A 16,613-nucleotide genomic window follows, 5' to 3' on the forward strand; every position below is an offset into this window, starting at 1 on the left:
ATTCGGGCATGCCCGAGTCGTGGTCGCTGCGTCCTGCCGTGCAGGCCGACGGGGTCTTCCTCGGCGACATGGTCGTCGAGGCCGCCAACTGGCGCCCCGGCGCGGCGCGGCCGCGACATGAGATCCTGTCGCACCCCGACCACAGCAAGTACCTGTCCGGATGGATGCGGCCGGGGGACGTCGGGTTCATCGCCGTCGCGGGCGCGGAGCCCATCGGGGCGGCGTGGTACCGCACGATGCCCCGTACCGAACCGGGATTCGCCTACGTCGGCACCGGGGTGCCCGAGCTCATCATCGGAGTGAAGCCGCTGTGGCGCTCGCACGGCGTGGGTCGCGCCCTCGTGCGACGACTGTGCGACGAGGCCCGCGCCGAGGGACGCGCCCGCATCAGCCTGTCGGTCGAGCGCGGCAACTTCGCCCAGGTCCTCTACCGCAGCGAAGGGTTCGCCGTCACCCGGAGCGGCATCGGGCGGGACACGATGGTGAAGCGTCTCGGCTGAGCACCGATCCGGGCCAGGGGTCGCGTCAATCCGGGCACATGTCGGTCCTCGCGCCTACCGTGGAAGGTATGCCCAGGAGCAGCAGTCCGGCCAGTAAACCCCGCGCCTCCGCGTCGGGCTCCTCGGCGCGCGCGAAGAAGGCCGAACCCACGCCGCGGCGCAAAGCCGAACCCGCCCCGAAGCGCTACGTCGACGACGTCGAGCGCCCCCCGGTCGTGGTCCGGGCATGGCTCGGGCTGGCCCACATCGCGGGCGGCATGTTCCGGGCGTTCGGTTCCGAGTCGCTCGAGAAGGATCAGCGTCGCGACGGGTTCCCGTTCCTGCTCGTCCTCATGGCGATCGCCGGAGCAGTCGTGGAATGGTTCCTCATCGGGACCGAGGTCGGCACGAACATCAGCGCCTACACGGTCGGCGCCCTGATCGGCCGCGAGGCCTTCGTCTTCCCGGTGATCCTGCTCCTGCTCGCCGGGTGGCTCTTCCGGCATCCGCCGTCCGTCCACGACAACGGCCGGATCGGCATCGGTGCCGGCCTGTTCGTGCTGGCGGTCGCCGGGTTCTGCCATGTCGTCGCGGATCGGCCGCAGCCCAGCCAGGGTCTCGCGGCCCTGAGCGCGGCGGGCGGCCTCTTCGGATGGGCGATCGGCGAGCCGCTGACGGTGCTCACCGAGATCGGTGCCGGTGTCGTCCTCGCCCTCCTCGCCTTCTTGAGCGTGCTGATCCTCACCAAGACGCCGCCGAACCGCATCGGTCGCCGCCTCGGGGATCTGTACGCGTGGATGTTCGGTGCGGAGCGCGTCGAGCGCGACGAGACGTCGGACGCGGCGGGGACGGGCCCGACGGTGGCCTTCGACGCTCCCGAGGACGAGGGCGACTCTCTGCCCTGGTGGCGGCGCAACAAGTCCGGCCGCGAGGAGGACGCCGACGGCGGCCTGGGCGCCGACGACCTGACGGCGCTCCTGGAGGCCAGCGGCGACGGCAGCTTCGACAACCCCGTCACCACGCCGACTCCCGAGGTGATGCCGGATGCGGTGACGGAGATCATCGCGCCCGCCGCGCCGCGCACGCCGGGTCGCAAGCGAGACGCCGCGGCCGCTGAGGTCCCGCCCGTTCCGCCGCTGCCGGACTTCGTGGCCGCGAACCTCGATTCCGTCGACCCGGATGCCGCCGACTACCGCCTCCCGTCCGCCGACGCGCTCGCGGCGGGCACACCGCACAAGGCCCGTTCCGAGGCGAACGATGCCATGGTCCGCGCCATCATGGGCGTCTTCGAGCAGTTCTCCATCGACGCGAAGGTGACGGGCTTCTCGCGCGGTCCGACAGTGACGCAGTACGAGATCGCCCTCGGCTCCGGCGTCAAGGTCGAGCGCATCACGGCACTCACGAACAACATCGCCTACGCCGTGGCATCCAACGAGGTGCGCATCCTCGCGCCGATCCCCGGCAAGAGCGCGATCGGCGTCGAGATCCCGAACACCGACCGCGAGATCGTCACCCTCGGTGACGTCCTGCGCTCGCCCAACGCCCAGCAGGCGACGCACCCCATGACGATCGGGATCGGGAAGGACGTCGGCGGCGGCTACGTCGTCGCGAACCTCGCCAAGATGCCCCACCTGCTGGTGGCGGGATCGACCGGCTCCGGCAAGTCGAGTTTCGTCAACTCGATGATCACGAGCCTGCTCATGCGCGCCAAGCCGTCGGACGTCCGCATGGTGCTGATCGACCCGAAGCGGGTCGAGCTGACCTCCTACGCGGGTGTGCCGCACCTGATCACGCCCATCATCACGAACCCCAAGAAGGCCGCCGAAGCGCTGCAGTGGGTCGTGAAGGAGATGGACATGCGGTACGACGACCTCGCGTCGTTCGGTTTCCGCCACATCGACGACTTCAACAGGGCGGTCGTGGCGGGGGAGATCCAGCTCCCCGCGGGCAGCGAGCGCGTGCTGAAGCCGTACCCGTACCTCCTCGTCGTGGTCGACGAGCTCGCCGACCTGATGATGGTCGCCCCGCGCGACGTCGAGGACTCGATCGTCCGCATCACGCAGCTCGCCCGAGCCTCCGGCATCCACCTCGTCCTCGCGACGCAGCGGCCATCGGTCGACGTCGTCACGGGTCTCATCAAGGCGAACGTGCCGTCCCGACTCGCCTTCGCCGTCACGAGCGTCACCGACTCCCGCGTCATCCTCGACCAGCCGGGCGCCGACCGTCTCATCGGTCAGGGCGACGGTCTCTTCCTCCCCATGGGCGCGTCCAAGGCGGTGCGTGTGCAGGGCGCCTGGGTCGCCGAGAAGGAGATCGAGAAGGTCGTCGCGCACGTCAAGAACCAGGCGCGGCCCGAGTACCGCAAGGACGTCGAGGCGATCGTCGAGAAGAAGGAGATCGACGCCGACATCGGTGACGACCTCGAGCTCCTCCTCGCGGCCGCCGAGCAGATCATCACGACTCAGTTCGGCTCGACCTCGATGCTGCAGCGCAAGCTCCGGGTCGGCTTCGCCAAGGCGGGCCGCCTCATGGACCTGCTCGAAGCGCGCGAGATCGTCGGGCCGTCCGAAGGATCGAAGGCCCGCGACGTCCTCGTGACTCCCGACGAGCTGCCCGCCGTGCTCGCCCGACTGCGCGGCGAGGAGCCCCCCGTTTCGGAGGCCGCCGTCTCGACACCTCCGGCCGACCCGTACGGCCCCGACGCGGTGACGCAGCAGTTCGAGGGCTACGAGGTCGTCGAGGCCGAAGGGGACGAGGATGCCTGGGGTCTCACGGGCCGTGACTGAGCGCGCCCCCGCCACGGCTCGGTAGGCTCGGACCGTGACGATCCCGCGGCAGTTACCGAACGCGATCACGATCGTGCGCATCCTGTGCGCGCCCGTGTTCGTCTGGCTGCTCCTGGCCGACGGCGGCGCGGACGGCGCCCTCCGCTGGTGGGCGGCGGCGCTGTTCATCGTCGCGATCGCGTCGGACGGCGTCGACGGATACCTCGCCCGACGCCACGACATCGTGACGGATCTCGGGAAGCTGCTCGACCCGATCGCGGACAAGGTTCTCACGGGTGCCGCTTTCGTCTCCCTTTCGATCCTCGGCGAACTGCCCGTGTGGGTGGTCGTCCTCGTCCTCGTCCGAGAACTCGGCATCACGGTCCACCGGCTGATCGTCGCGACGGACCACGTCGTGGCCGCCGCGTGGATGGGGAAGCTGAAGACAGTTGCACAGGCGGTCGCGCTGTCCCTCGCCCTCCTCCCGCTGTGGACGGTCGTGGGGGAGTGGGTCCACGTCGTCAACACGATCGCCATGACGATCGCGGTCGTGCTGACCGTCGCCAGCGGCGTCGATTACGTCGTCACCGCTGTGCGCCCGAGGCAGCCTCGGAAGGCATGATGCGTCGGGAACCGAGCGAGCTCCCCGAGGAGCTGGAGGAGACCGCGGTCGCGAGCGGCCCGAGGTCCGAGCCGGAGCGCCTCGTCGAGCGGCTGAAGGAGCTGGGGTGGACGCTCGGGGTCGCGGAGTCGCTCACGGGGGGTCTCGTCGCGGCGTCCGTCGTCGCGGTGCCGGGCGCCTCGGCCGTGTTCCGCGGTGGCATCGTCGCCTACGCGACCGACCTCAAGGAGCGGCTGCTCGGCGTCGACGAGACTCTGCTCGACGCCCACGGCCCCGTCCACCCGCGTGTGGCACGTCAGATGGCGGACGGCGTCCGCCGTGCGGTCGGCACGGAGGACCCCGCCGACGTCGGCATCGCGACGACCGGGATCGCAGGTCCGGTGTCCTCCGACGGCCAGCCGGTGGGAACCGTGCACATCGCCGTCTCGACCCCGCTCGGGTCGCGAGTCGAGTCGCTTCTCCTGGAGGGTGATCGGGACGAGATCCGCACGGCCGCGACGGCCCGCGCGATCGCCCTCGCCGTCGACGCCCTGTGAGTCGGGAATAGCGCCCGTTCCGAGCATGTTACGTATCGGTGATTCCCATCCATTCCCCAGCGCTCGGGGTCTAGGGTGACATCGAACGTGTTGTACCGTGGTTCCCCCGCAAGGGATTCGGTGGATCGCAGCAGAGGGAGGGCCCACGCATGATCCTGGTTCGTCAAGAGATCGGTGATGTCCTCCGCGACTTCCGTCTGCAGAAGGGTCACACCCTCCGTCAGGTGTCGGGCAAGGCCAGTGTCGCCCTCGGCTACCTGAGCGAGGTCGAGCGCGGTCAGAAAGAGGCATCGAGCGAGATCCTCGCCGCCGTCGCCGAGGCACTGGACGTTCCCATCTCCGCCATCATGCGCGAGGTGGGCGAGCGCATCTCCGTTCTGGAGGGCCTGCACTCGTTGAGCGACGTCGTCCCCGACGACCTCGCCTCGCTCGGGGAGGACGTCCCCGCCCCCGAGCTGTCGCTGCGCTGACGGTCGATGCGCCACAGCGAGTTCGATCGCGCCGTCGCCGATGAGTTCGGTGCGGGTGGACCGGCTCTGGTGTCGGACCTGGTCCTGACCGCGGTCGGCAACAAGACCGCGCGAGAGGCCCTCGCCGCCGGCATCCCGCCCCGGGACGTCTGGTACGCGCTGTGCGCAGAGACGGACGTCCCCGTCTCCCGTCGTCACGGTGCAGGCCGGCTCGACCCGCGCCGGTGATCGGCGTGTCGCATCGAAGATGCGTTCGATAAGGGCGTAGTGTCCTTCACAGCGGGTGTCGTAGAGACGTCATCCACGGAGGCGGGCGCCGGCATCTCGATGTCGGAGGGTCCTCCTAACGTGAACAGCGTCAGATGACACCCCCGCCCTGTCGCAGAATCCGAACCGTCGGTGACGATCGCGACAGCCTATGGGCGACGGAACCGCGAGCACGAAGGAGCACGACATGCCATCACCTGCCGACCGCGAAAAGGCCCTCGAATCGGCCCTCGCCCAGATCGACCGCCAGTTCGGCAAGGGATCGATCATGCGACTGGGGAGCGACGAACGCGCTCCCGTCGAGGTCATCCCGACCGGCTCCATCGCTCTCGACGTCGCCCTCGGCATCGGCGGGATCCCGCGGGGTCGCGTCGTCGAGATCTACGGTCCGGAGTCCTCCGGTAAGACGACCCTGACCCTGCACGCGATCGCGAACACGCAGCGCGCCGGTGGCATCGCCGCCTTCATCGATGCGGAGCACGCCCTCGACCCGGCCTATGCCGAGAAGCTGGGCGTCGACATCGATGCCCTCCTCGTCTCCCAGCCCGACACGGGTGAGCAGGCGCTCGAGATCGCGGACATGCTGATCCGTTCCGGTGCGATCGACCTCGTCGTGATCGACTCCGTCGCCGCGCTCGTCCCCGAGGCCGAGATCAAGGGTGAGATGGGTGACTCCCACGTGGGTCTTCAGGCCCGCCTCATGTCCCAGGCGCTCCGCAAGATCACCGGTGGTCTGAACCAGACGAAGACGACCGCGATCTTCATCAACCAGCTCCGAGAGAAGATCGGTGTCTTCTTCGGCTCGCCCGAGACGACCGCAGGCGGTAAGGCACTCAAGTTCTACGCCTCCGTCCGCCTCGACATCCGTCGCATCGAGACGCTGAAGGACGGTTCCGAGGCGGTCGGCAACCGGACCCGCGTCAAGGTCGTCAAGAACAAGATGGCGCCGCCGTTCAAGCAGGCGGAGTTCGACATCCTGTACGGCGTCGGGATCTCACGCGAGGGCAGTCTCATCGACTTCGGTGTCGAGCACGGGATCGTCAAGAAGTCGGGCGCCTGGTACACCTACGAGGGTGAGCAGCTCGGACAGGGCAAGGAGAACTCGCGCAACTTCCTGCTGAAGAACACCGATGTCGCCGCCGAGATCGAGACCAAGATCAAGCAGAAGCTCGGCATCGGTCAGCCGAAGCAGGCCGCGGAGGACGCTGCAACCTCTGACGAGCTGGCGGCTCGCCGCCCGGCCTGATCATGACGGAAGCGAACGGGGGCGAGCGAGACGCGCTCGCCCCCGTCATCCCGCTCTTCGGCAATCGCGGACAGCAGAACGCTGACCCGGCGGACGACGCGGAGAGCAGACCGTGGCACGCGACGTGGATCGGTGATCGACCGGAGTCGGAGCGGACGGCCGCGCGCGCCGCACATCCGGCGACCGGCAACGTCCCGATCGTCGTTCCGGTGGAGGACGACGACACCCCAGCGATGGCGGAGCGGGTGTTGTTGCGCAAGCTCCGCACGCGGTCGTTGTCGGTTCGTGAGGCCCGGTCGGTTCTGGGCGAGCATGACCTCGACGGAGCGACATCCGACGGCATCATCGACCGGTTCGTGTCGCTCGGGTACCTCGACGATTTCGCCCTCGCCGAGCAGCTCATCGACAAGGCGACATCACGGAAGGCTCAGGGACGGCAGGCCGTCGCGCAGACGCTCGCACAGCGCGGCATCCCGCGCGAGGTGGTCGATGAGGCGCTCGCGCTGCTGCCGGACGACGAGGCTGAGCGCGCGCTCGAGTTCGCGCGGTCCAAAGCGCGCGGTCTGGCGGACGTGGAACGGGATGCCGCGTTGCGGCGCCTCGCAGGGCAGCTCGCCCGCAGAGGGTACGGAGCCGTCGCGCTGTCTGCGGCCCGCCAGGCGCTCGACGAGCTCAGCGCGGCTCCACGGCGCGGGGTTCGTTTCGAGCCGTGACTCCCGTGGGAACGGTGTCGCCGAGCCGGCCGGTCTGACAGACTCGGGCGCACGTGCGCGTCGCACGTCGGGGGAGGGCGTGCCGTGGCGATCGAGGTCGAGGGACTCGTGAAGTCGTACCGGTCGGTGCGCGCAGTGGACGGCATCTCCCTGAGCGTCCCCGACGGCCAGCTCTTCGCCTTCCTCGGCGCCAACGGTGCCGGCAAGTCGACGACGATCGGATGCCTCACGACCCTTCTTCGCGCGGATGCCGGTCGGGTCCACGTGGCGGGCCGCGATGTCGCCGCGGACGGCGAGGCCGTCCGATCCGCCATCGGCGTGGTCTTCCAGCATTCGCTGCTGGACGACGCCCTCACGGTGCGCGAGAACCTCGCTCTCCGGGCGACGCTCTCGGGTGTGTCCCGGCGGCGCTTCGGGGCTCGTCTGGCGGAACTGTCGGATCTCATCGCACTCGAGGACGTCCTCGGCCGCCCGTACGGCCGGCTCTCCGGCGGGCAGCGTCGACGGGCGGACATCGCTCGCGCCCTCCTCCACGACCCGGCGATCCTCTTCCTCGACGAGCCGACGGCCGGACTCGACCCCGCCAGCAGAGTGGCGGTCTGGACCGCCATCGGCGGCCTCCGTCGGGAGCGGGGTCTCACCGTCTTCCTCACGACGCATTACATGGAGGAGACGGAGGAGGCCGACCAGGTCAGCATCATCGACTCCGGTCGCATCGTCGCCGAGGGAACGCCGACCGAGCTCCGAGCGCGGTTCAGTCGCAGCATCCTCACCGTCACCACGGATGATGCGGCGGCGGTGCTCGCGCATCCGGACGTCGACCCGGCGACGGTGGAGCGCGACGGCGAGGTGCTCGTCGTTCCCGTGACCGGGGCGGACCAGGCCCGACGCATCCTTGCCGCGCTCGGCGACGGCGCCCGCGACTTCGAGTTCCGCCACGGCCGGATGGACGACGTGTTCCTGGCCCTCACCGGCCGCCGCGACCACGGGGAGCACGCGGCATGAGAATCGTCGCGGCCATCGTCCGCCGCAACCTCGCCCTGTTCTTCCGCGACCGTCTCAACGTCTTCTTCTCGTTGCTCAGCGGCCTCATCCTCTTCCTGCTCTACACCCTCTTCCTCGCCCGACTCCAGGTCGACGGACTCGAGCAGACCCTGTCCCGCGCGACGCGCGGTGACATCGAGGCCTTCGTCGACAGTTGGATGCTGTCGGGCATCGTCCTGCTCACGACGGTCACGTCGGGCATCGGCGCCGTGTCGGTGTTCGTCGACGATCGGGCGACGGGACGGTTCGGGGACTTCCTGGTCGCGCCGATCCGTCGCACGCACCTGGTGCTCGGGTATCTGATCTCGTCCGTGACCGTCGCCGTCCTCATGTCGGGGATCATCTTCGTCCTCACCCTCCTCCACCTCGGGCTCGTGCGCGGCACCTGGCTGAGCGCGGGGCAGATCGCGGCGGCACTCGGGGCGATGCTGCTCTGCTGTGCGGCGTTCACGACGCTGGGCTGCTTCGGCGCGTCGTTCCTGACCACCACCGGTGCCTACTCGGCGTTCTCCACCGTCGTCGGGACGGTGCTCGGCTTCGTCGCCGGCTCCTACATCCCGGTCGGCTCGCTGCCCGAGACCGTCGCGGACGTCATCAACGCACTGCCGTTCGCACAGGGGGCGATGCTCCTACGTCGCCCCTTCACCGAGGAGACCCTCCAAGCGGTGACGGACGGCGACACGGCGGCGGTCGCCGAACTCTCGGACTTCTACGGCATCGACATCGCCGTCGGATCCGCAGCGGTGCCCGCCTGGGCGGCCGTGACGATCCTCGTCGCCGTCGCCGTCGTCTTCAGCGCGATCTCGGCCGGCCGCATCCGTTCCCTCCTGCGCTGAGCGCGGCCGCCTCCCGCACCGGGGTGCGGCTCGTAGAATGGCCTGATCATGACCAGCCCCTCCGCTGCCCCCACCCTCATCTCCCCGTCCGATGCCGCCGTCGGTGCCGACGGCCGTCCCCGCACGTACGAAGTGCGCACGTTCGGGTGCCAGATGAACGTCCACGACTCCGAGCGCCTCTCGGGCTCGCTCGAGTCCGCCGGCTACGTCCGTGCCGACGCGGGCACCGAGGCCGACGTCGTCGTGATCAACACGTGCGCGGTGCGCGACAATGCGGCGGGCAAGCTCTACGGCACCCTCGGACACCTGAAGAGCCGCAAGGACAAGCACGACGGCATGCAGATCGCCGTCGGCGGCTGCCTCGCGCAGATGGACAAGGACGCCGTCCAGCAGAAGGCCCCCTGGGTCGATGTCGTCTTCGGCACCCACAACATGGGTTCCCTCCCGAGCCTGCTCGAACGCGCCCGTCACAACGGTGAGGCGGAGCTCGAGATCCTCGAATCGCTCGAGGTCTTCCCCTCGACCCTTCCCACCAAGCGCGACTCGGCGCACAGCGGCTGGGTCTCCATCTCGGTGGGCTGCAACAACACCTGCACGTTCTGCATCGTCCCGAGCCTGCGCGGTAAGGAGAAGGACCGTCGCCCCGGCGACATCCTCAACGAGATCCGTCTGCTCGTCGAGGACGGGGCCATCGAGGTCACCCTGCTCGGCCAGAACGTCAACAGCTACGGCGTCGAGTTCGGCGACCGGCAGGCGTTCAGCAAGCTGCTGCGCGCCGCCGGCGAGATCCCCGGCCTCGAGCGCGTGCGCTTCACGAGCCCGCACCCGGCTGCCTTCACGGACGACGTGATCGACGCGATGGCTGAGACGCCGGCGGTCATGCCTCAGCTGCACATGCCGCTGCAGTCGGGGTCGGACCGCATCCTGAAGGCGATGCGCCGCTCGTACCGCAGCGAGCGCTTCCTCGGCATCCTCGACCGCGTGCGCGAGAAGATGCCGCACGCCGCCATCTCGACGGACATCATCGTCGGGTTCCCCGGTGAGACGGACGAGGACTTCGAGGACACGATGCGTGTCGTCGAGCAGGCACGCTTCGCCGGCGCGTTCACGTTCCAGTACTCGATCCGTGAGGGCACACCCGCGGCGACCATGCCCGATCAGGTGCCGAAGCAGGTCGTCCAGGAGCGCTACAACCGCCTCGTCGCCCTCCAGGAGCGCATCTCGCTCGAGGAGAACCAGGCCCAGCTCGGTCGCACGGTCGAGGTGCTCGTCTCCACGGGTGAGGGGAAGAAGGATGCCGCGACCCGGCGCCTGACCGGCCGCGCCGAGGACAACCGTCTCGTCCACTTCGAGATCCCCGACGGGTCGCCCACGCCGCGGCCCGGCGACGTGGTCACGACGGTGATCACGCACGCGGCGCCCTTCCACCTCCTGGCCGACAGCCCGGACGGGGCACCCCTCCGCATCCGCCGCACCCGCGCCGGAGACGCGTGGAATCGCGCGCAGGCCGACTCGTGCGGAGTTTCGGCTCCGGCGGGCGACGCGGGCCCGCGCGCCGTATCGCTCGGGCTGCCGGTCCTGCGCACGGCCACCCCCGGACTCTGACCCCGTGGGCGCCCCGCGCCTGTGGGTGATCGTCGGGGCGACCGGCACCGGCAAGACCTCCCTCTCGCTCGATCTCGCGGAGCAGCTGACGCGTCGCGGGCGGCGAGCCGAGATCGTCAACGGCGACGCCATGCAGCTGTACCGGGGGATGGACATCGGGACGGCGAAGCTCCCGGTGTCGGAGCGTCGCGGCATCCCGCACCATCTCTTCGACGAGTTCGAGGTGACGGAGGACGTCGCGGTCGCCGTGTACCAGGAGCGTGCGCGGACGGCGATCCGCGGGATCTTCGACCGTGGCGGCGATGCGATCCTCGTCGGCGGCTCCGGTCTCTACGTCTCGAGCGTCGTCTTCGACTTCCGTTTCCCGCCTCGAGACCCGGCCCTGCGCGCCCGCCTCGAGACCGATCTGAGCGAACAGGGAGCCGACGCGATGATCGAGCGCATCCGCGAGGTCGACCCGGGGTCCGCCGACCGACTGGACCCGCGCAACGGTCGGCGCATCGTCCGCGCCCTCGAGGTGCTCCTCCAGGGCGCTGAGACGCACGGGGCCGCGCTTCCGGACGCGCCAGTCCTGTGGCATCCCGACACCACGATCGTGGGCGTGCACCTCGACCGCGCGGCGCTCGTCGAGCGGCTCGACGAGCGGGTACGGGGGATGTGGAGCGGCGGCCTGCTCGCCGAGGTGGAATCCCTCCGCGCCGGAGGACTCGAGGCGGGCCCGACCGCCCCGCGGGCGATCGGATACGCACAGGCTCTCGCGCAGCTGGCCGGTCGCATGACGGAGGACGAGGCGGTGGCCGAGACGCAGGCGCTCACGCGCCGGTACGCCCGCCGTCAGGTGTCGTGGTTCCGCCGCTACCCAGACCTCCTGTGGGTGGATGCCGGGACGCCCGCCGCACGCGTCATCGACGAGGCGCGGGACCGCTCCTGACCGGAGGCCGCGCAGCCGTCCGCGCCTAGACTGGACGGGTGTCGACGATCGCATTCACGAAGGGCCACGGGACGGGCAACGACTTCGTCGTGGTCGCCGATCCCGACGGTGAGCTGCACCTGACGGGCGAGCAGGTCGCTGCTCTCACCGATCGCCGCTTCGGCATCGGTGGCGACGGCCTGCTGCGTGTGGTCCGCTCCGCGGCGATCGATGCGGGCGCCCAGACGCCCGATGCCGACTGGTTCATGGACTACCGCAACGCCGACGGATCCATCGCCGAGATGTGCGGCAACGGGGTCCGCGTCTTCGTGAAGTACCTGCTCAGCGCCGGGTTCGCGACGCTCGCCCCCGGCGAGACGCTCCGCATCGGCACCCGCGCCGGGACGAAGACGGTCACTCTCGCCGACAACGGGTTCGAGGTCGACCTCGGGCTCTGGCGCCCGACCGCGGACGAGGTGCTCGTGCGCGCCCGCGGGCTGAAGGTCGCCCGGCCCGGGCTCGGCATCGACGTCGGCAACCCGCACGTCGTCGTCGCCCTCTCGAGCGAGGACGAGCTCGCCGGCCTCGATCTCTCCGTGCAGCCTCTTCTCGACCCCGTGCCGACGGCCGGTGCGAACGTCGAGTTCGTCGTCCCCGAGGAGCCCCTGGTCACCGACGGAGTGGGCGCGATCCGGATGCGCGTGTTCGAGCGCGGTGTGGGCGAAACCCTGTCGTGCGGAACGGGCGTCGCGGCATCCGCGCTCGCCGTCCGTCACTGGGCCGGTGCCGGCGCACCCGACCGCTGGACCGTCGACGTGCCGGGTGGTCGCCTGGGAGTCCGGGTGGTCCGGACGGATGTCGGCGAGCGGGTCCTCCTGTCGGGCCCGGCATCCCTCGTCTTCTCCGGCGAGATCTCCCTCGCCTGACGCGGCCGGGGCGTCAGGGGAGCGGGATGGTCCCCGTCGCAGGGGAGCCGTGCCGCCGCACCTTCAGCACCCGGAAGCCGCGTCCCGTCGCCGCACGCGTGACCGAGTAGCCGCGGTCGAGCGAGGCTGCGAGCCAGCGTTGCAGCGAGTCGGAGCCGAGGTTGCGCTGCACGACCAGCCAGGCGTCGCTCCGCTCGGACAGCCGCGGGATCCAGGTCTCGAGCAGTCCGTGCAGCACGTCCTTGCCCACCCGGATCGGCGGATTGGACCGGATCGTGCGGAAGGAGATGTCCGCCGGAACATCTTCGGGCAGCACGGCGTTGACATTGGTGACGCCCAATTCGGCTGCATTGCGGCGGACGAGGTCGAGGGCTCGCTCGTTGACGTCGACGGCCCAGACCGTTGCGTGAGGGGAGTCGAGCGCGAGTGAGAGCGCGATCGGACCCCAGCCGCATCCGAGGTCCAGCAGATGACCGCCGGGCGGCGGCGGGGGAGTGTTGGCCAGCAGCACTGCCGTCCCGCCGTCGACGTGGTCGGGACTGAACACCCCGCCCGCCGTCGTCACCTCGACGTCGCGACCGGCGAGGGACACACGGATGCGGCGGAAGTTCTCAGAGCTGGACGGGGACGCGCTGAAGTAATGGTCGCTCCCCATGCGACGAGCGTAGCGGAGGCGGTCCGCAGCGCGGGAAGCTAGAGTTCACGGATGGCCGCGAGGCCGCGAAAGGATCACATGACAGACACCACCACCCCTGCCACGACGGACGAACCGGTGGATCCGGTCGACCGCGTGCTCGCGCGCGCTGAAGCGCGTTCGGGGGTGCGCGTGTTCGGCGCCGCACAGGCGTTGCAGGACGAGAGCACCGTCGCCTACGGCGACACCGACGGCGAGCAGTGGGACCGCGAGGAGCGTGCTGCGCTGCGCCGCGTGCCGGGTCTCTCCACCGAGCTCGAGGACGTCACCGAGGTCGAGTACCGGCAGCTGCGCCTGGAGAACGTCGTCCTGGTGGGCGTCTACCCGCAGGGGTCGACGGAGGATGCCGAGAACTCGCTGCGCGAGCTCGCCGCACTCGCCGAGACCGCCGGCGCCGTCGTCCTGGACGGTGTGCTGCAGCGCCGCCCGCACCCCGACCCGGCGACCTACATCGGTCGCGGCAAGGCCGCCGAGCTGCGCGACCTCGTCGTCGCCGTCGGCGCGGACACCGTCATCGCCGACACCGAGCTCGCCCCCAGCCAGCGGCGTGCCCTCGAGGACGTCGTCAAGGTCAAGGTGATCGACCGCACCACTGTCATCCTCGACATCTTCAGCCAGCATGCGAAGAGCCGTGAGGGCAAAGCGCAGGTCGAGCTCGCACAGCTCGAGTACCTGCTGCCGCGCCTGCGCGGGTGGGGTGACTCGATGAGCCGCCAGGCCGGTGGTCAGGTCGGTGCCGGTGGCGCGGGAATGGGCTCCCGAGGTCCGGGTGAGACCAAGATCGAGCTCGACCGCCGCCGCATCCGCACCCGGATGGCGATGCTCCGGCGCCAGATCCGCGACTTCGCACCCGCCCGCGACGCGAAGCGGGCCGAGCGCAAGCGCAACACGATCCCCTCGGTGGCGATCGCCGGGTACACCAACGCCGGCAAGTCGAGCCTGCTCAACAAGCTGACGAGCGCGGGTGTCCTCGTGGAGAACGCGCTGTTCGCGACGCTGGATGCCACGGTCCGCCGTGCCCAGGCCGCGGACGGGCGGGTCTACACGCTGACCGACACGGTCGGGTTCGTGCGCAACCTCCCGCACCAGCTCGTCGAGGCGTTCCGCTCGACGCTCGAGGAGGTCGGCGACGCCGACGTCATCGTCCACGTCGTGGACGGGTCCCACCCCGACCCCGCGGCGCAGCTCGCGACCGTCCGTGACGTCATGGGTGACGTCGGTGCGCGCTCGACGAACGAGATCGTGGTGTTCAACAAGGCTGACCTCATCGATCCCGACACGCGCCTGGTGCTTCGCGGGCTCGAGCCGAAGGCGCACTTCGTCTCGTCACGCACCGGCGAGGGGATCGCTGAGCTCCGCGCCACGATCGAGGACGCCCTCCCGTTGCCGGCGGTCGAGGTCCACGCCCTCGTGCCCTACGACCGGGGCGACCTCGTCAGCGCGGTCCACGAGTCCGGTCACATCCTCTCCACGCGTCACGAGGAGGGTGGCACCGCCGTGCACGCCCACGTGTCCGAGCGGCTGGCGGCGGAACTGGCGCCCTTCACCCGATGACGGTCCGGGCGGTCACGCGAGCGTGATCGCCGGGACGCCCGGCGTCTCGAACCCGAACGCCTGGCCGAGGAAGGCGAGCTCGGACTCCAGCGCGTGGACGACGGTCTCCGCGCGCCGGAACCCGTGTCCCTCACCGTCGTACAGCACGTAGGCGTGAGGCACGCCCTTCCCCGCCAGCGCATCGCGGATCGCCTCCGCCTGCGACGGCGGCACGACGGCGTCCTCCGCGCCCTGCAGGAGGAGGACGGGAACGCGGAAGCGGTCGGTGTGACTGAGCGGTGACCGCTCCCGGTACAGCGCCTCGGCGTCCGGCAGGGGACCGATCAGCCCGTCGAGGTAACGCGCCTCGAAGTCGTGGGTGTCGGTCGCGAGCAGCCGCGCGTCGCCCACCCCGTAGCGCGAGATCCCCGCCGAGAACACGTCGGCGCCGACGAGTGCCGCGAGGACCGTCCAGCCACCGGCCGAGCCTCCGGCGATCGCGATGCGGGCGGCATCCGCTCGTCTCTCCGCGGCGAGACCGGATGCCGCGGCCGCGACGTCGTCGCGGTCGACGATGCCCCATTGCCCCCGGAGGCGCTCACGATAGGCGCGCCCGTAGCCGGTCGAGCCGCCGTAGTTGACCTCGAGGACGCCGATGCCGCGGCTCGTGAAGAACGTGATCCGGCTGTCGGCGACACCGCCCACGTGCGCGGTCGGACCGCCGTGCACCAGGACGAGGTAGGGCGGCAGTTCGCCCTCCGGTGCCGAGAAGAAGGGGTTGGTGGGCGGATGGTCGAACGCGTGGACCTCGCCGTGCGGTCCGGGGACCGTCAGGCGGCGTACGGCGGGGATCCACTCGTCGCCGAGGCCGGAGCGCGTTCCGCGGACGAGAGAGACGGTCCCGTCCTCGCCGATCTCCCAGATGCCGGTGATTCCGGGGCCCGTCCCCGAGACCAGCGTGCGTGAGTCCGCGACGTCCTCGACGACGACGCGGGACCGGGCCGGCACATCGACGAGGGCGACCGCACCGTCCGCGTCGATCCGGACGACCTCGTCCGCGCCGTTCGTCCGGACCGCGACGGTCCCGCCGTCGGCGAGCGGCGCGTACCACCGCGTGCCCAGCACCCACAGTCCGCCGCCTGTATCGGCATCTGCGGGGGCCAGCGCGAGTGACCCGGCCGCGTCCTTCTGCCGGAGGTTCCAGCGTCCCGTCGGCTCGTCGAGGTAGACGAGACGACCCGCGGCGTCCCACTCCGGCTGCAGGGCGGACGTCTCGCCGGAGGTCACCGTCTCCCACCCCGACACGACACCGTCGTGGACGTCGCCGACGCGGATCTCCGTGCGGTCCCAGGGCATGTCGGGGTGGTTCCAGGACACCCATGCGAGCCGCCGCCCATCGGGGGACAGTGCGGGCTGGGCGAGGAAGTCGCTGCCGGCGACGAGCTCGCGCGGGCCGGCACCGTCGAGCGGGATCGCGACGAGGGACCGACGAGGAACGGGGCGGCCGTCATGAACCTCGCGCACCGCCAGGAGGGTGCCCGCCTGCCAGCGGAGACCACCGTGGCGAGCGCGGTCGTCGACCGGGGTGAGCGGTACCGGGTCGTCCCCCGGACGCAGCATCCAGACGCGCTGGTCCGTCTTCTCGACGAAGAACAGTCGGCCGTCATCCGCCGCGGTCCACGATCCCCCGCCGTACTCGTGCACCCGGGATCCCGCATTCCACGGCGCGGGTAGGACGTCGACGGTGGTGCCGTCGGCGGCCACCCGGCGCACGGCGGTCCGTCCGCCCTCATCGGGCAGGGACTCGCCCCACCAGATCTCGTCTCCCACGAACCGGGCGCCGTCATAGCGGGCGGCAGTCGCCGAGGCGTCGGCGGCGGACAGGGGCGAGATCCAGGAACCGTAGGGAGCGATCGTCGTCATGGCTCCACGGTACGCGGCGGGGTCGAGCGAAACCCGGCGTCACA

16 protein-coding genes are annotated in these 16,613 nt (G+C 70.5%); 14 read left to right on the forward strand and 2 right to left on the reverse strand.

The genetic code is table 11. From position 1 onward, the window contains the following. The first annotated feature begins 8 nt into the window (after positions 1-8). From M3190_RS13400 to dapF, 13 genes are all read left to right on the forward strand, one after another. Positions 9-500, forward strand: a complete 492-nt coding sequence (locus tag M3190_RS13400; RefSeq protein ID WP_251582563.1) for a GNAT family N-acetyltransferase — start codon at positions 9-11, stop codon at positions 498-500. 68 nt (positions 501-568) lie between these two features. Next, positions 569-3,265 (forward strand): FtsK/SpoIIIE family DNA translocase, encoded by a 2,697-nt coding sequence (locus tag M3190_RS13405; RefSeq protein WP_251582565.1) that lies wholly within the window; start codon positions 569-571, stop codon positions 3,263-3,265. A gap of 34 nt (positions 3,266-3,299) precedes the next feature. Continuing rightward, positions 3,300-3,866: a CDP-diacylglycerol--glycerol-3-phosphate 3-phosphatidyltransferase gene (pgsA, locus tag M3190_RS13410; RefSeq protein WP_251582567.1), complete on the forward strand. Its 567-nt coding sequence runs from the start codon at positions 3,300-3,302 to the stop codon at positions 3,864-3,866. Next, entirely contained in the window at positions 3,866-4,402 is a 537-nt protein-coding gene (locus tag M3190_RS13415) for a CinA family protein (protein ID WP_251582736.1), read from the forward strand. Before pgsA ends, M3190_RS13415 begins: the two co-directional genes overlap by 1 nt. Positions 4,403-4,551: 149 nt before the next feature. After that, positions 4,552-4,872: a helix-turn-helix domain-containing protein gene (locus tag M3190_RS13420; protein WP_064003188.1), complete on the forward strand. Its 321-nt coding sequence runs from the start codon at positions 4,552-4,554 to the stop codon at positions 4,870-4,872. Between the two features lie 6 nt (positions 4,873-4,878). Next, positions 4,879-5,100, forward strand: coding sequence for a DUF3046 domain-containing protein (locus M3190_RS13425; RefSeq protein WP_251582569.1), 222 nt, complete (start codon positions 4,879-4,881; stop codon positions 5,098-5,100). Between the two features lie 226 nt (positions 5,101-5,326). Further along, complete coding sequence (gene recA, locus M3190_RS13430; RefSeq protein ID WP_251582579.1) at positions 5,327-6,385, forward strand: recombinase RecA; 1,059 nt, start codon at positions 5,327-5,329, stop codon at positions 6,383-6,385. Between the two features lie 2 nt (positions 6,386-6,387). Further along, positions 6,388-7,098 (forward strand): regulatory protein RecX, encoded by a 711-nt coding sequence (locus tag M3190_RS13435; protein ID WP_251582581.1) that lies wholly within the window; start codon positions 6,388-6,390, stop codon positions 7,096-7,098. 84 nt (positions 7,099-7,182) lie between these two features. Then, the gene (locus M3190_RS13440) at positions 7,183-8,103 is read left to right on the forward strand and encodes an ABC transporter ATP-binding protein (protein WP_251582583.1); all 921 of its coding nucleotides are present in this window, start codon (positions 7,183-7,185) and stop codon (positions 8,101-8,103) included. Then, a complete protein-coding gene (locus M3190_RS13445) occupies positions 8,100-8,978 on the forward strand; it encodes an ABC transporter permease (RefSeq protein ID WP_251582585.1) in 879 nt (292 codons plus the stop codon). The genes M3190_RS13440 and M3190_RS13445 overlap by 4 nt, the downstream gene beginning before the upstream one ends. Before the next feature lie 48 nt (positions 8,979-9,026). Further along, positions 9,027-10,583, forward strand: coding sequence for a tRNA (N6-isopentenyl adenosine(37)-C2)-methylthiotransferase MiaB (gene miaB, locus M3190_RS13450; RefSeq protein ID WP_251582594.1), 1,557 nt, complete (start codon positions 9,027-9,029; stop codon positions 10,581-10,583). 4 nt (positions 10,584-10,587) lie between these two features. Next, positions 10,588-11,514 (forward strand): tRNA (adenosine(37)-N6)-dimethylallyltransferase MiaA, encoded by a 927-nt coding sequence (gene miaA / locus M3190_RS13455; protein WP_251582596.1) that lies wholly within the window; start codon positions 10,588-10,590, stop codon positions 11,512-11,514. A gap of 38 nt (positions 11,515-11,552) precedes the next feature. Beyond that, complete coding sequence (gene dapF / locus M3190_RS13460; RefSeq protein ID WP_251582610.1) at positions 11,553-12,419, forward strand: diaminopimelate epimerase; 867 nt, start codon at positions 11,553-11,555, stop codon at positions 12,417-12,419. Between the two features lie 13 nt (positions 12,420-12,432). Here the strand turns inward: dapF and M3190_RS13465 are convergent, their stop codons facing one another. After that, positions 12,433-13,074, reverse strand: coding sequence for a class I SAM-dependent methyltransferase (locus M3190_RS13465; RefSeq protein ID WP_251582613.1), 642 nt, complete (start codon positions 13,072-13,074; stop codon positions 12,433-12,435). 78 nt (positions 13,075-13,152) lie between these two features. Here M3190_RS13465 and hflX point away from each other — a divergent pair, with 78 nt between their 5' ends. After that, positions 13,153-14,667: a GTPase HflX gene (gene hflX / locus M3190_RS13470; protein WP_251582620.1), complete on the forward strand. Its 1,515-nt coding sequence runs from the start codon at positions 13,153-13,155 to the stop codon at positions 14,665-14,667. A 12-nt stretch (positions 14,668-14,679) separates the two neighbouring features. Here the strand turns inward: hflX and M3190_RS13475 are convergent, their stop codons facing one another. Further along, a complete protein-coding gene (locus M3190_RS13475) occupies positions 14,680-16,569 on the reverse strand; it encodes a prolyl oligopeptidase family serine peptidase (RefSeq protein ID WP_251582622.1) in 1,890 nt (629 codons plus the stop codon). Positions 16,570-16,613: the final 44 nt, after the last annotated feature.

Origin of the sequence: Microbacterium oleivorans, assembly GCF_023715745.1 — a bacterium.
GTDB lineage: Bacteria > Actinomycetota > Actinomycetes > Actinomycetales > Microbacteriaceae > Microbacterium > Microbacterium oleivorans_D.

Bases quoted from the DNA above. Each gene is read 5' to 3' on its own strand.
- M3190_RS13400 (WP_251582563.1), top strand. From the start codon at position 9: ATGCCCGAGTCGTGGTCGCTGCGTCCTGCCGTGCAGGCCGACGGGGTC.
- M3190_RS13405 (WP_251582565.1), top strand. From the start codon at position 569: ATGCCCAGGAGCAGCAGTCCGGCCAGTAAACCCCGCGCCTCCGCGTCG.
- M3190_RS13415 (WP_251582736.1), top strand. From the start codon at position 3,866: ATGCGTCGGGAACCGAGCGAGCTCCCCGAGGAGCTGGAGGAGACCGCG.
- M3190_RS13420 (WP_064003188.1), top strand. From the start codon at position 4,552: ATGATCCTGGTTCGTCAAGAGATCGGTGATGTCCTCCGCGACTTCCGT.
- M3190_RS13425 (WP_251582569.1), top strand. From the start codon at position 4,879: ATGCGCCACAGCGAGTTCGATCGCGCCGTCGCCGATGAGTTCGGTGCG.
- recA (WP_251582579.1), top strand. From the start codon at position 5,327: ATGCCATCACCTGCCGACCGCGAAAAGGCCCTCGAATCGGCCCTCGCC.
- M3190_RS13435 (WP_251582581.1), top strand. From the start codon at position 6,388: ATGACGGAAGCGAACGGGGGCGAGCGAGACGCGCTCGCCCCCGTCATC.
- M3190_RS13445 (WP_251582585.1), top strand. From the start codon at position 8,100: ATGAGAATCGTCGCGGCCATCGTCCGCCGCAACCTCGCCCTGTTCTTC.
- miaB (WP_251582594.1), top strand. From the start codon at position 9,027: ATGACCAGCCCCTCCGCTGCCCCCACCCTCATCTCCCCGTCCGATGCC.
- M3190_RS13465 (WP_251582613.1), bottom strand. From the start codon at position 13,074: ATGGGGAGCGACCATTACTTCAGCGCGTCCCCGTCCAGCTCTGAGAAC.
- hflX (WP_251582620.1), top strand. From the start codon at position 13,153: ATGACAGACACCACCACCCCTGCCACGACGGACGAACCGGTGGATCCG.
- M3190_RS13475 (WP_251582622.1), bottom strand. From the start codon at position 16,569: ATGACGACGATCGCTCCCTACGGTTCCTGGATCTCGCCCCTGTCCGCC.